Origin of the sequence: Halomonas sp. A020, from assembly GCF_027943625.1 — a bacterium.
Taxonomy (GTDB): Bacteria; Pseudomonadota; Gammaproteobacteria; order Pseudomonadales; family Halomonadaceae; genus Vreelandella; species Vreelandella piezotolerans.
Genome location: NZ_AP022850.1, coordinates 137,157 through 150,823, shown reverse-complemented (window position 1 = coordinate 150,823; position 13,667 = coordinate 137,157). Strand labels below are relative to the sequence as shown.

The following is a 13,667-nucleotide window of genomic DNA, read 5'->3' as shown; positions in this document are numbered from 1 at the left end:
CGAGTAGGGGGCGGATTATCCTGTAGCTAGCGCAGATAAGGAAGCACTCTTCATCCATCAGCGTGGGCTCCAGCGCAAATCGAGCGTGCAAGGCAGCTCCTGGCTCGCCCTTTCCGGTACGGGGGCCTGAAAGCCATGGCGGTGGCCACTGTCGCTGAAGCGTCCCAAACGGCGAGCTTCGGCTTCGAACGCATTGACTGGGAAGGTCTCGAAGCTACGTCCTGTGGGATGTACCACATAGTAAGTGCAGCCGGCTACTGAACGTTGGTTCCAGGTGTCGATGACATCGAACACTAGTGGTGCGTGAATGGGGATTTGCGGGTGCAGCGCCGAGGGTGGCTGCCAGGCGCGATAACGCACGCCGGCCACGGCTTCGCCATTACGCCCGGTGGCGGTAAGTGGCACGGGGCGGCCGTTACAGGTGACGACGTAACGATCACCGCTCATGCCGCTGACTTTGACTTCCAAGCGCTCTACCGAGGAGTCGACGTAGCGCGCGGTGCCGCCTCCAGTCGCTTCTTCGCCGAGGACGTGCCAGGGCTCGATGGCTTGGCGAAGCTCGATCGAGAGCATCGGCGTATGCAAACGGCCGTGCACCGGGAATCGGAACTCCAAGAACGGCGCAAACCAGTCTAGCTCGAAGTCGAATCCGTGATGACGCAGGTCGCTGAGCACGTCGTTCAGGTCTTCCCACAAGTAGTGGGGCAGCATCCAGCGGTCTTGTAGCGCGCTTCCCCAGCGCACCGGCTTGCCACGGTAGGGCGTTTTCCAACAGCGGGCGACCAGCGCGCGAATCAGCAGCATCTGCATTAAGCCCATTCGCGCGTGGGGAGGCATTTCGAAGCCGCGCAGCTCCAATAGGCCCAGGCGTCCGCTGTCGCTGTCCGGCGAGTAGAGTTTATCGATACAGAACTCGGCACGGTGTGTATTGCCGGTCAAATCGGTCAGCAAGTGACGCAGCAGGCGGTCGACCAGCCAGGGTTGCACTACTTCGCCTTCGGGCATTTGCTGCAGAGCGATTTCCAGCTCGTAGAGCGCTTCGTGGCGCGCTTCATCGACGCGTGGTGCCTGGCTGGTAGGGCCAATGAACAGTCCCGAGAAAAGATACGACAGGCTGGGATGATGCTGCCAGTAGGTGACCAGACTGGCCAACAGGTCGGGGCGACGCAAGAACGGCGAATCGTCCGGCGTGATCCCGCCCAAAGTGACGTGGTTGCCGCCGCCGGTACCGGTATGGCGACCGTCCAGCATGAACTTTTCGGTGCCTAACCGCGCTTGGCGTGCTTCATCGTAGAGACGCTCGGTTTGTGCCACCAGAGTTTGCCAACTGGCGGCAGGCATGATGTTGACTTCGATGACGCCTGGGTCGGGAGTGATCTGGAAACTTTCCAGCCGCGGATCGCGCGGCGGCGCGTAGCCTTCGATCATGACCGGGCAGGCAAGTTCGCGGGCGCACGCTTCGATACTGCTGAGCAGGTCGAGGTAGTGCTCGAGCTGAGTCAGCGGCGGCAAAAAAATATGCAGCCTGCCTTCACGGGGTTCGACGCACAGACTCGTGTGGATGATCTTGTGCTCCCGATCCTCCTCGGCGCTAGGTTGCTGCTGTACCGATTCGCCTTCCGGGTGGCTATGGCTTGGATGGGTGCTTTGGCCCAGGCGCTCAGCACTGGTGAAGCGGTGCTGTTCGGCGTTACGACGCGCCACCTCTCCGTGAATGTCGCCCAGCGCCGGGCGAGGAGCAAACAGCGACTGCGGTTGGGGCTGGTCTTCCGGGTCGGCCCAGGGCAGGGCAGAGAGCGGAAGGCGTAACCCCATGGGCGAGTCCCCGGGTACCAGGAAAAGGTGGTCGCGTTTCAGCGGCCAGCGTCCGCTCTCCCAACGGTGTGACTGGGCAATCGAGTGGCGCAGTGGCAGCGCATAGCCAACGACCGCGCTCAGATCCTGCTCCAGCAGGCGGGCAAGGCGTCGGCGCTCGGCGTCATCTTTCAAATCGGCTTTGCGTGGGTCTACGTTGACCGGCAGCGTTTGCTCTTTCCACAAATAGTAGTAAGCATCCTCATAGGCAGGAATCCAGCAGCGCTGAGCCACACCCAGACGTTCGCTCAGCGCTTGAGTAAAGCGCTGAGCCATGGTGTCGTCGGCCACCACGTCGGGGGCACCTTCCATGCAGGCCAGCCAGCTTGGGTCGCGCCATAGCGGCACCCCATCTTTACGCCAGTAGCAGGCCAGCGCCCAGCGGGGCAGCGGCTCGCCAGGATACCACTTGCCCTGCTGCTGCTGAATCACGCTGCCAGGGGCGTAGGCGGCCTGCAGGCGCGACAACAGCGCTTCGGCGCGCTCACGTTTGTGCTCCCCCAAGGCTTCGGTGTTCCACTGAGGGCTCTCCATGTCGTCGATGGAAACGAACGTCGGTTCGCCGCCCATGGTCAGTCGAACGTCTTGCTGGTTGAGCGCTTGGTCAACCTCGTCGCCCAGCGTCAGAATGCGTTGCCACTGCTGCTCGCTATAGGGTTTGGTGACGCGCGGGTCTTCATGAATGCGCTCGACGCGCATCTCGACGTCGAACTCAACCTCGCACTTATCGGAAAAGCCAGTGATGGCGGCGGCGCTGCCGGTCGTAGGCGTAGCGGCGAGTGGAATATGACCTTCGCCTGCAAACAGGCCAGAGGTAGGGTCCAGTCCTACCCAGCCAGCGCCGGGCAGGAAGACTTCGGTCCAGGCGTGGAGGTCGGTAAAGTCCACGTCGGTGCCGCTAGGACCATCCAGCGCTTTCACATCCGGTGTCAGTTGAATCAAATAACCCGACACGAAGCGTGCCGCCAAGCCTAGATGACGCAGTATTTGTACCAACAGCCAAGCGCTGTCGCGGCAGGAGCCGCTCGCCAGGGTCAGCGTCTCTTCACAGCTTTGTACCCCAGGCTCCATACGCACCAAATAACTGATGTCCTTTTGCAGGCGCTGATTGAGGGCGACGAGGAAATCGACGCTGGTGGTCGGTTCGAGAGAGACGTCTTTCAACCAGTCCATGAGTCGCGGTCCCGCTTCGGTAACCTCTAGGTAGGGGCCAAGCTCTTTGCTGAGTTCGTCGGGATAGGTGAACGGAATCTTTTGGGCGACGTCATCCAAAAAGAAATCGAACGGGTTGATCACCGTCATGGGGGCCACGAGTTCGACGGCAATGGTGAGCTCTTTACGTGGCTCGGGGAACACCACGCGGGCATTGAAGTTACCGAACGGATCCTGCTGCCAATTCAAGAAATGGTCGTCGCCTGAAATATTCAGTGAATAGGCGTCGATATGGGTACGGCAGTGGGGGGCCGGACGCAGACGAATCACATGGGGCGAGAGCTTGACGGGGCGGTCGAAGCGATAGGTCGTGCGGTGATGCAAGGCAACGCGAATGGTCATGAGCCACCCTCAAAGAAAGCTAAAAGTCACCGTGCGTATTCCGCATAGCGCGTCGGTGAAGAAAATAAGTACCCAGAAGTATCGTTGGAGTTGAACTATTTTGCAGCTGCAATATGAGTAATGGCGTTTAAAGAGTGTGGAAAATTGTCATCGCACCATAATCGATAACTGGTATGCACTATTTTGGTGCTCTAATAACGATTAAGTACTAAAAAATGAATGTTAATTTCTTTCATGTATAAAAGTTGTGCCAACCAAGCCATACAAAGAGAAGAGTAAACGCTAAGCGCCAATTGAGCGTTGAAATAGCGGGGAATATGGCGCGAGTTTTGCGTGTTTATATGGTCCAGTTGCTACGTACATTGCACGCGGCAGGCCTACACTACTGAATTAAGGAAGTTGCCGCTTCCACCCTAGCGCCAGGAGAGCGCCCATGAGCCAAGTAGATTGGAATAACTATGCGTGCCGTGACTTTTACGACGAGCTGTTGGCGGCGCCAGGCAAGCCTCGTGCTTCTGCGGACGAGTTATGTCACATGTTGGCGCGATTTAGTGCGGAAGAGCTAGCTGAACGTAAAACTGCGGCAGAAATTGCCATTCGAACGATGGGCATCACGTTTACCGTTTATTCAGAAGGGGCGATGATCGATCGCGCCTGGCCTTTCGATATCGTTCCCCGCATCATTCCGGCCAATGAGTGGCGAAAAACCGAGGCGGGTTTAAAGCAGCGCGTACAAGCGCTTAACTTGTTCATCGATGATCTCTATCACGAGCAAAAAGTCGTCAAAGATAAAGTGTTGCCCGCCGAAGTATTGGCTCAGTCGGCCAATTTTCGACCTCAGTGTGTGGGCATCAATCCGCCCCACGGCGTGTGGGCCCATATTTGCGGATCTGACTTGGTGCGCGGCGGCGATGGCACGCTTTACGTGTTGGAAGACAACTTGCGTATCCCGTCGGGCGTTTCGTACATGCTGGAAAACCGCAACGTCACCAAGCGCGTGTTACCGGAGCTTTTCGCCTCGGGCAAGATCTTGCCAGTGGACGACTATGTCGCGCAGCTGTACGACATGCTGGCGGCCATGTCGCCCCGTCCGGGCGACGACCCGCAGGTAGTGGTGCTGACGCCTGGCATCTATAACTCTGCCTATTTCGAACACGCCTACCTAGCGCAGCAAATGGGGGTCGAGCTTGTGCAGGGCAGCGATATGCTGGTCGATGACGACGATGTGGTCTACATGCGCACGGTAGAGGGCTTGCGCCGTGTCGATGTGATCTACCGCCGCGTAGACGATGAGTTTCTCGACCCCGAGGCGTTCAATCCGCACTCCATGCTGGGCGTGCCGGGATTGATGCGCGCTTGGCGGGCGGGCAACGTCGCGCTGGCCAACGCGCCCGGGGCGGGCGTCGCCGACGACAAAGTCGTTTACGCCTTCGTCCCTGAGCTGATTCGTTACTACCTGGATCAAGAGCCACTGCTGCCGAACGTGCCGAGTTATCTCTGTATGTTCGACGAGGACCGCCAGTACGTGCTCGATCATTTGGATGAGCTGGTGGTAAAACCCGCGAACGAATCCGGTGGTTACGGCATGCTGATCGGACCGCGCTCCACCAAAGAAACGCGGGACGAGTTTGCGCGCTTGATCAATGAAAATCCGCGTAACTATATGGCCCAACCAACACTGGCACTTTCCACTACGCCAACGCTGGCCAACGGTTTGCCTCAGCCCCGCCATGTCGACCTTCGCCCGTTCATCCTCTCGGGACCGGAAACCCATGTAACCACAGGCGGTTTGACCCGCGTGGCGCTGGTCGAAGGGTCGCTGGTAGTCAATTCGTCCCAAGGGGGCGGGAGTAAAGACACCTGGATCGTCGAAACCGACGAGAACGCGGCGGGTGCCGCTGAGCAGAAAGGAGCCTAGCGCCATGCTGTCACGCGTTGCTGAAAACCTCTATTGGATGGCTCGCTACATCGAGCGTGCCGAAGACACCGCACGGTTATTGAGCGTCAATACGCACCTGATGCTGGATTTGCCACGCCATTTACCGCTGGGCTGGGCGCCGCTGATCGAAATGACCGGGACGCTGGATGCCTTCAACGCACGGCATACCAGTTTCGATGAGCGAAGTGTGATGCACTTTTTGTGCGCCGATGCCGAAAACGGCAGCTCGATTCTCTCGGCGCTCGCTAGCGCCAGAGAAAACCTGCGCACCACGCGGGACGTGGTGCCCCGAGAGATTTGGGAAGAGGTCAACCAGCTCTATCTCAGCGTGGCGGATCACGCGGAGAACGGCGTGAGCCCTCGGCGTCGGGATGCATTTTTGAAAAACGTCATTCGTGGCTGCCAAACGCTAACAGGGCTCATCGAAGGCACCTTGAGCCACGGCCCGGCGCGTACGTTCATCAAGCTGGGCCGTCAGTTGGAGCGGGCGGACATGACCACGCGGATCGTCGACGTGCGTTCGGCAAGCTTGCTGCCGCAAAACCCTGAAGAATTGCTGCCGTTCGAAAATTTGCAGTGGATGAGCGTGCTGAAATCCCTGACGGCGTACCAGATGTATCGTCAGCAGGTCAGGCTGCGCGTGCGTGGGCCAGACGTATTGCGTTTTCTGCTTCAAGACCCGCACCTGCCGCGCTCCATTGCCTGTAGCTTGGAAACGTTGGGGCACGAGCTGCAGTTACTGCCTCGCCAAGATCGCGTGGCGGCCACGGTGTCACTGGTACGCGCCGATGTGGTCGATGCGGACATTCAGGCATTGGCCCACTCGCCGAGCAAACTGCACGCTTTCGTGGACGAGCTACAAATTGGTTTTGCCGCCATTCACGATACGCTCAGCGCTACGTATTTCGTAAACGGCGATGGCGTTCCTCGAGTCACTCAGCGCCAAACCCAGAGCCACGTGGGCGACCATGACAACGACTGATTAGGCCGTTTTAGGGCTGGCGTTCGCGCGTTGAATGAGATCGTGTAGATACGCCAGCTTTTCATGCACCGCGGGGGCAAGAACCCCCGGGGCCAGATCCAGTAGGCCCATGTCACGATTGAGTTCATTCACCGTCAAGCCTACCTGATGAAACGCTTGTAGCATGCTCTCCAATGAGCCATCGTACTCGGCCCGAGAGAGGCCCATGTGCAGTGCCGTATCCAGCACAGCCACCATGTCCAGATAAAAGGCAAACGTCTCTGCGAAATCCTCCCACGGATGCATGGCGGCGTAGGCGGAGATGAACCGTGTGGGCCAGTCTGCTGGAGCGCCTTGCTGATAGTACTGCTCTAGGGCGTCGCCATAGGTGGGATGGTTGTGGTCGCCGAACACGCGAATGCTGGCGGCTTCGTCTTGGTCTTTGATCAGTAGGTCCCAGTAGTAGTGGCCGATTTCGTGACGAAAATGGCCGATCAACGTACGGTGGGATTCATTCATGTCGACACGCAGCCGCTCACGCTCGACGTCATCGGCCTCTTTGACGTTGATGGTGATATGGCCATTGGCATGGCCGGTATACACCTTTTCTTGGTTTGCCGTGGAGCGCCACAGCCCTTGGTCGGGCAGCGCATCGGCCATGAACGAAAAGCTCAGTGGGACGCGGATGTCCTCGCCCTCGACGCCGTGGGGAAGCTTGAGCAAATCCAGCGTATAGAAAAGCCGCCGTTTGGCGCTCTCCAGCGCTGCCCAGCGTTCCCGGTTGCCCTCGACCTCTAGGTCGGGAATCACCTCGTTGTAGCGGCAGCAGTCGCACAGCGTATCGGCGTGCCCGTCGGCCATCACCACCATCCGGTTGCAGACGTTTTCGACGGCATAGTTGTGGCACTTCATTAGTGCCGTGCCGCAGTTTTCATGGGTACAGCGGTAGCCGCCGCTATCTAACGGTTCCAGCGCCACGATGTTACGACACGAGGGGCACCAGCCAACCTCCGACTCACAGGCCAAGCAGTGGGTATTCTCGAAAAACAGTGGATTGCCACAGCGGCAGCTAAACGTCTGCATGGATACCTCCTTGTGATCACCACCGCGCATCTCACGAGGGTGAGTAGTGATACGTCATTGTCTCAGCATAGCGATGCCCTCACCGAGAGGGAAAGCCAAATCGTCGAGCGGAGGGCATATTGTCTTTGTCCAGTTGCTAATTGACGTTTACGTCAACTTGCTGATATACCCTAAGGGTTCCCTATTCGATCCCATAACAAACACAAGCCGAGGAAACGCATCATGTCCGTTCGTGAAATTCCGATGTACATCGATGGCCAGCCGGTCATGTCGCAAAGCCAAGAGTGGCGCGATGTGGTGAATCCTGCCACCCAGGACGTGGTGGCGCGAGTACCGTTCTGTACGTCCGAAGAAGTCGAGCGCGCCATCGCCAGCGCCAAAACGGCGTTCAAAGAGTGGCGCAAAGTGCCGCTCGGCAAGCGCATGCGCATCATGCTCAAACTGCAGGCGTTGATTCGCGAGAATACAGCGGAACTTGCCGCCTTGATCACCGAAGAGCACGGTAAAACCCTGCCGGATGCCGAAGGTGAAGTGGGGCGCGGGCTAGAAGTGGTAGAGCACGCCTGTTCGATTACCTCCCTACAGCTTGGCGAGCTGGCGGAGAATGCGGCCAACGAGGTGGACGTCTATACCATGCATCAGCCGCTGGGTGTGGGGGCGGGCATTACCGCCTTCAATTTTCCAATCATGCTGCCCTGTTTCATGTTCCCGTTGGCGATTGCAACCGGAAACACCTTCGTCTTGAAGCCTTCCGAGCAAGACCCGAGTTCTACCATGCGGCTCGTGGAACTGGCACATGAAGCGGGTATTCCGGCTGGGGTATTGAACGTCGTGCACGGTGGGCCTGACGTCGCCAATCAAATTGCCGACCATCAAGATATCAAGGCGCTGTCGTTCATCGGTTCGACCCATGTGGGGTCGCTGCTTTATAACCGTGCGGCCGCTGCTGGCAAACGTATGCAGGCCATGATGGGTGCAAAAAACCACTGTGTCGTCATGCCGGATGCCAACCGTAGTCAAGCCATCGATAGCCTGCTGGGCTCTGCCTTTGGTGCCGCCGGTCAGCGCTGCATGGCGAACTCGGTGGTCGTGCTGGTGGGGGAAGCGCGCGAGTGGATCAAAGACATCGAAGCCGGCGCGCGCGGTATGACCGTGGGACCCGGCACCCAGCGCGAGGCCGATCTGGGGCCACTGGTCTCTCCGCAAGCCAAGGGGCGGGTCGAGCGTTTGATTACGGCAGGTGAGAAGGAGGGTGCTACGCTGCTGGTCGATGGGCGCGGCTACACGGTCGACGGCTACCCAGACGGTAATTTCGTCGGGCCGACTCTGTTTTCCGATGTGACGGCAGACATGACGATCTATCGTGAGGAAATTTTTGGGCCGGTGCTGTGTGTCGTCAACGTCGAAACGCTGGACGACGCCATCGCTTTCATTAACGCCAACCCGAATGGCAATGGCACCTCGATCTTTACGAACTCGGGCTGGGTCGCGCGACGCTTCGAGACCGACATCGACGTCGGCCAAATTGGCATAAACGTGCCCATTCCGGTGCCGGTCGCCTACTTTAGCTTTACCGGTTCTCGGGCGTCGAAGCTGGGCGACCTAGGGCCTAACGGTAAACAGGCGATTGCGTTCTGGACGCAGACCAAAACGGTCACTGCCCGCTGGTTCGAGCCCGAAAACGTCTCTAGCGGTATCAATAGCACGATCTCGCTATAGCGAGCGGCAACGCGCTGCGCCTCCTCGGTAGAGGAGGCGACCTTCACACGTCCTGAAATAGCGGCAAGCTCTCCGAGAGCAGTTGGCCTATGGGGCCAAGCTGGCTCTCGTGTAGTACGAGCAGGTAGGGCGCCTCCTGCTCATCGCGAACGGGCGCCAGCAGCGCGAATTCTCCCTCTTCGAGGTGAAATTCATGAATTTCACGAAGGCCGTGGGGGGTCTCACATTGTGAGCAACGGTAGGTATCGTCCTCGCCATATACGAGGCGATGGTACATTTTGAACAGAGTGTAGAGGGCAAGCCCACCCTCGAACGCGGGCCAGCGAGCCGGTGTGGCACGAATATCGTCGGTGAGCGCGTTGCCTTCTGCTTCGGCATCGGCAATGGCATCGGCCAGGGGAGCCGCGAGAATAGCGGTTTGATCTGCGGGTAGGGGGGCATTTCGTTCCGCCGCCGCGTGAAAGGAGGTGGCCGCCGCCTCGAAATCTTGCAGGTTGTGCAGCGTAAAATCGGCATGCTGTAGGTCGGCAGGTTCGAAACCACCGTTCTCCCAGCCGTGAATCACACGAAGCGTGACCAGGCCGCGCTGCATAGGCTGGGCCAGCAGGGTGTGAAGCATGACACGGATATGCAACTGACGCTCATCCGTATCGTTCTCGAACGCACGGTACGGGTCTGCGAACAGTTCATGCAAACGCCCTGGCGTGTGCTCTTTTGCTTCGGAGTATGACATGGTGGTTTCCCTGTAAGTACGCCGCTTGGCTAGCCGAATAGCGTACGGCTTTTATGACATTAGATCACTAAAAGTATGGCGAGCGTAAAGCCATATGAAAAGAGTCTTTAGTTAGCAATTTGTTACGGATAAAAGTGAGTTGGTAGTGGGACTCTACTTCAAAATAAAAAAGGAGCCTTTATGGCTGCATCGATCAGTCGGTTCAAACTTCCTGACACTCTGGATAATGTTCCCAATGATATTCGGGAAGCCATGTTGGCCGTGCAGGAGAAAGCGGGCTTCGTGCCCAACGTATTTTTGATGTTGGCTCACCGACCCGACGAGTTTCGCGCTTTTTTTGCGTATCACGATGCGTTGATGGAGCGACCATCGGAGACGCTGACCAAAGCAGAGAAAGAGATGATTGTCGTTGCGACCAGTGCCCGCAATCGCTGCTTGTACTGTGTCGTCGCCCATGGCGCGCTGGTGCGTATCTACAGTAAAGATCCGTTACTGGCCGATAATATCGCCATCAACCATCGTGTGGCGGGATTGAGCGAGCGTCATCGGTTGATGCTCGACTTTGCACTGCACAGTGCCATCGATCTGGGCGAGTTTTCAGACGAATGGCAGGCGCGTTTAGAGGCAGTGGGGTTCACACTGGATGATTGCTGGGACATCGGTGCCATTGCCGCGTTTTTTGGCATGTCCAACCGCTTGGTGACACTAGCTGGAACACCGCCCAACGCCGAGTTTTACCTGATGGGGCGTGTCCCCAAGAAAGTGGAATAAGCAGCCCGGCCCCATGGGCAAGGCTTTACTAACGCACCACTTTGATTGAGGATACTGCCTCCACTCACTGTCGCCAGGGGAGCCCCAATGGGGCTGAGAATGCGCGCAACGCAGACCCTGGAACCTGATCCGGTTCGTACCGGCGGAGGAAGCGCGACATGCCTTACCTAACGTCTTTCGTGTTAGGCGCAGCGTTATGCTGCTTTGCTTTTCTGGGTCTTCGGGCACGTTTCAGTGGCGGCTCGCTGGATGATTATGTCACCGCCCGTAATTCGCAAACGTCGGCCACCCTGGGGCTCTCCTTTTTGGCGTCCGGTATGGGGGCTTGGATACTCTTTGCACCCCCTGAAATCGGCGCATTCGTAGGGCCCGTGGCGCTACTGGGCTATGCCCTTGGCTCGGCGCTGCCGTTCATCGTTTTGGGTCTCTACGGGCCTAAGATACGCCAAGCACTGCCCGAGGGACGCAGCATTGCCGAGTTTGCCGACGCCTGCTACGGCAAGGGGGTACGCCATTTCGTGGCGCTCGTTTCCGTGGCTTACATGGGCTGCTTCCTGGCTGCTGAACTCACCGCCATCGGGGCGATTACCGCGCTACTCTCCGACGTGCCTCCCGCTGTGGTGATCATCGGGGTGGCGCTCACCACGCTGGTGTACACCGTCATGGGCGGGCTGCGGGCAAGCTTGGCCACCGACCGCTGGCAAGCGTGGCTGCTTTTGGCGCTGCTGCTCGCCGTCGCCAGCGTGACGCTCTGGCGACTGCCCAGTATGCCGAATGACGCACAACTCCCGTCGCTCCCCATCGGCAGCTCGCTCAGCGTGGCGTTGACGCTGGTGATCGCCGTGACGGCGGCTAACTTGTTTCACCAAGGCTATTGGCAGCGGGTATGGGCGGCCCAAGACGACGCGAGCCTGGGGCGCGGTGCCTGGTTGGGTGGCGGCTTGACCGTACTGGTCGTCATGGTGATCGGTGGCGTAGGTATCATGGCAGCGATGAGCGGGGTCAGTCTCGGCGAGCCGCCCATGCCGTTTTTTGCGCTGCTTAGTGATGCCCCGGTATGGATCACGCTGCCTTCATTGGTACTGGCCGTCACGCTGGTCACCTCGAGCGTCGACACCTTACAAAACGGCATTGCGTCGCTGTGGGCCAATGGTCACCGGGCCGAGGCCCTCAACAAGGCGCGCTGGCTCACCGTGGCGATCATGCTGCCTGTGATCGTGATTGCCTTGCAAGGGCTCTCCGTGCTGCGGCTATTTTTGATTGCCGATCTGCTGTGTGCAGCGATCGTGGTGCCGGTGCTGCTGGGCTTGTGGCAGCGTATGACACCGATGGCAGCAATAAGCGGCGGATTGGCGGGGCTCGTAGGGGCCGTGCTGCCTGGCTGGATCGATCAGGGCAGCGTCAGCGCAGGGGTAATGGCCGCCACGTTCCCCGGTAGCGTACCGACGTTAGGCCCGTTCGTAGGGGCGCTGCTACTCTCAACAGCGGTCAGTGTGGCGTTAGCTCTGGTGAGCCGTCAACGTGTCGAAGTCCGTTAATCAAGGCGTTAAGCAGGACATTTCGTTTCGCGTTATGCTGTTAAGGGTTTGATGACCATTTAGGTGTGATCGCCATGAGCCACCTGTTACCCCCCAACGAAACTGCCCGTTTGGCTGCGCTTAACGAACTGGCCCTCCTGGATACGCCAAACGAGCCCGTTTTCGATCGGATCACGCGATTGGTCACCGTGCTGCTCGGCGTTCCTAAATCTACCATCAGTCTGATCGACACCGATCGTCAGTGGTTCAAGTCTCAAGTGGGCATGGCGGTATCGGAAACACCTAGGGACGTCGCGTTTTGTGCTTACACGGTACTCGAAGATGAGCCGCTAGTGGTCGAAGACGCTCAGCAAGATGCACGCTTCGTGACCAATCCCTACGTGATGACACCTGGCGGCATCCGTTTTTATGCCGGGATACCGCTGCGTAGTTCACAAGGGCTGGTCCTCGGATCGCTTTGCGCCATGGACAGCCAGCCACGCAGCTTAAGTGACCAAGAAAAGGCTGCGATGCAAGATTTGGCCGATATCGTGATTGGCGAAATCCACCTGCGCGAACGGCTCATCAACGAGCAGAAGATTCGTGCCGCCACTCAGCAGGCGCTCACGGCGCTGCATCAAAGCCTCGAGCAGCGTATCGAGCAGCGAACCCGCGAACTCAATCTGGTGATCGAGTCGGCATATGATGCCTATTTAAGCGTCGATGAGCAGGGGCGCGTGCTGGATTGGAACCATGCAGCCGAGACCATGTTCGGCTGGCGTCGCAAAGAAGTCCTCACTCGGCCGATTACATCGCTCATGTTTCCCGACGGAATCACCAGTGACGATGTCGCCATGCCGGTGACCGGAGAAGCCCTACGGCGCGATGGCGTTCGCTTGCCGGTCGAGGTGCGACTGAAGCGTTTCGAGGTGAATGGCCGCCCACGCCGCAGCTTGTTCATTCACGACATTACCGAACGCCAGCAGCTAGAGCGCCTACGCGACCAGCAGGCCCGAGAAGACGTGCTCACCCGTTTGCCCAACCGCCGCGCCCTAGATGAGCGTCTGCCGGAGGCAATGGCACGGGTACGCCGTACGCTCGCACCGCTGGCCGTGCTGTTTCTAGACCTCGATGGATTCAAACGCATTAACGATCAGCACGGCCATGCCATGGGGGACGAGCTGCTGCGCGACATCGCGAGCCGTCTTCAGCGAACCGTCCGCGAGACGGATTTCGTTGCCCGATGGGCGGGAGATGAGTTCGTCGTGCTGCTCGAGGGGGTGACCATCGACGCACCGGAGCCGCTGGCCCATAAGCTGATCGAGGTGATCGAGGAGCCGCTCAGCGCAGGTGGCGTGACCCTGCAAGTAAGTACCAGCATTGGTGTGGCGCTGTTCGTCCACGACGCGGCGGAGACACCTCAGGAGTTATTGAAGCGCGCCGATGAGGCCATGTACAACGCCAAACGCGCAGGCAAAGCGCGTATCGCGCTGGCACGTCCGGCGGATACGTCTGCCCCCCATTAACGAACCCAAG

The 13,667-nt window shown here is 58.7% G+C and carries 9 protein-coding genes and 1 riboswitch; of the genes, 6 read left to right on the top strand and 3 right to left on the bottom strand.

Annotation, left to right across the window (positions count from 1 at the left end; all coding sequences use genetic code 11):
- Positions 1 to 57: 57 nt before the first annotated feature.
- The gene (locus FRH_RS00735; RefSeq protein WP_281997549.1) at positions 58 to 3,408 is read right to left on the bottom strand and encodes a transglutaminase family protein; all 3,351 of its coding nucleotides are present in this window, start codon (positions 3,406 to 3,408) and stop codon (positions 58 to 60) included.
- Positions 3,409 to 3,841: 433 nt separating this feature from the next.
- Between FRH_RS00735 and FRH_RS00730 the strand changes: the two genes are divergently transcribed.
- A complete protein-coding gene (locus FRH_RS00730) occupies positions 3,842 to 5,326 on the top strand; it encodes a circularly permuted type 2 ATP-grasp protein (protein WP_044629238.1) in 1,485 nt (494 codons plus the stop codon).
- Between the two features lie 4 nt (positions 5,327 to 5,330).
- Positions 5,331 to 6,329 (top strand): alpha-E domain-containing protein, encoded by a 999-nt coding sequence (locus FRH_RS00725; protein WP_139526649.1) that lies wholly within the window; start codon positions 5,331 to 5,333, stop codon positions 6,327 to 6,329.
- Here the strand turns inward: FRH_RS00725 and FRH_RS00720 are convergent, their stop codons facing one another.
- Complete coding sequence (locus tag FRH_RS00720; protein WP_281997548.1) at positions 6,330 to 7,391, bottom strand: putative zinc-binding metallopeptidase; 1,062 nt, start codon at positions 7,389 to 7,391, stop codon at positions 6,330 to 6,332.
- 222 nt (positions 7,392 to 7,613) lie between these two features.
- Here FRH_RS00720 and FRH_RS00715 point away from each other — a divergent pair, with 222 nt between their 5' ends.
- Positions 7,614 to 9,110 carry a CoA-acylating methylmalonate-semialdehyde dehydrogenase gene (locus FRH_RS00715; protein ID WP_239286397.1) on the top strand — a complete coding sequence of 499 codons (1,497 nt, stop codon included), beginning with the start codon at positions 7,614 to 7,616 and terminating at the stop codon, positions 9,108 to 9,110.
- A gap of 43 nt (positions 9,111 to 9,153) precedes the next feature.
- On the opposite strand, the gene FRH_RS00710 is transcribed toward FRH_RS00715, so the two are convergent.
- A complete protein-coding gene (locus tag FRH_RS00710; RefSeq protein WP_139526655.1) occupies positions 9,154 to 9,843 on the bottom strand; it encodes a hypothetical protein in 690 nt (229 codons plus the stop codon).
- Positions 9,844 to 10,023: 180 nt separating this feature from the next.
- Between FRH_RS00710 and FRH_RS00705 the strand changes: the two genes are divergently transcribed.
- The 3 genes from FRH_RS00705 (at position 10,024) to FRH_RS00695 (ending at position 13,657) form a co-directional block, all read left to right on the top strand.
- Positions 10,024 to 10,614 carry a peroxidase-related enzyme gene (locus FRH_RS00705; protein WP_044629233.1) on the top strand — a complete coding sequence of 197 codons (591 nt, stop codon included), beginning with the start codon at positions 10,024 to 10,026 and terminating at the stop codon, positions 10,612 to 10,614.
- A 65-nt stretch (positions 10,615 to 10,679) separates the two neighbouring features.
- A riboswitch (TPP riboswitch) is annotated at positions 10,680 to 10,783 on the top strand.
- Positions 10,773 to 12,152: a sodium:solute symporter gene (locus FRH_RS00700; protein WP_281997547.1), complete on the top strand. Its 1,380-nt coding sequence runs from the start codon at positions 10,773 to 10,775 to the stop codon at positions 12,150 to 12,152. Its footprint overlaps the riboswitch before it by 11 nt.
- A 74-nt stretch (positions 12,153 to 12,226) precedes the next feature.
- Positions 12,227 to 13,657 (top strand): diguanylate cyclase, encoded by a 1,431-nt coding sequence (locus FRH_RS00695; protein WP_281997546.1) that lies wholly within the window; start codon positions 12,227 to 12,229, stop codon positions 13,655 to 13,657.
- Positions 13,658 to 13,667 lie beyond the last annotated feature (10 nt).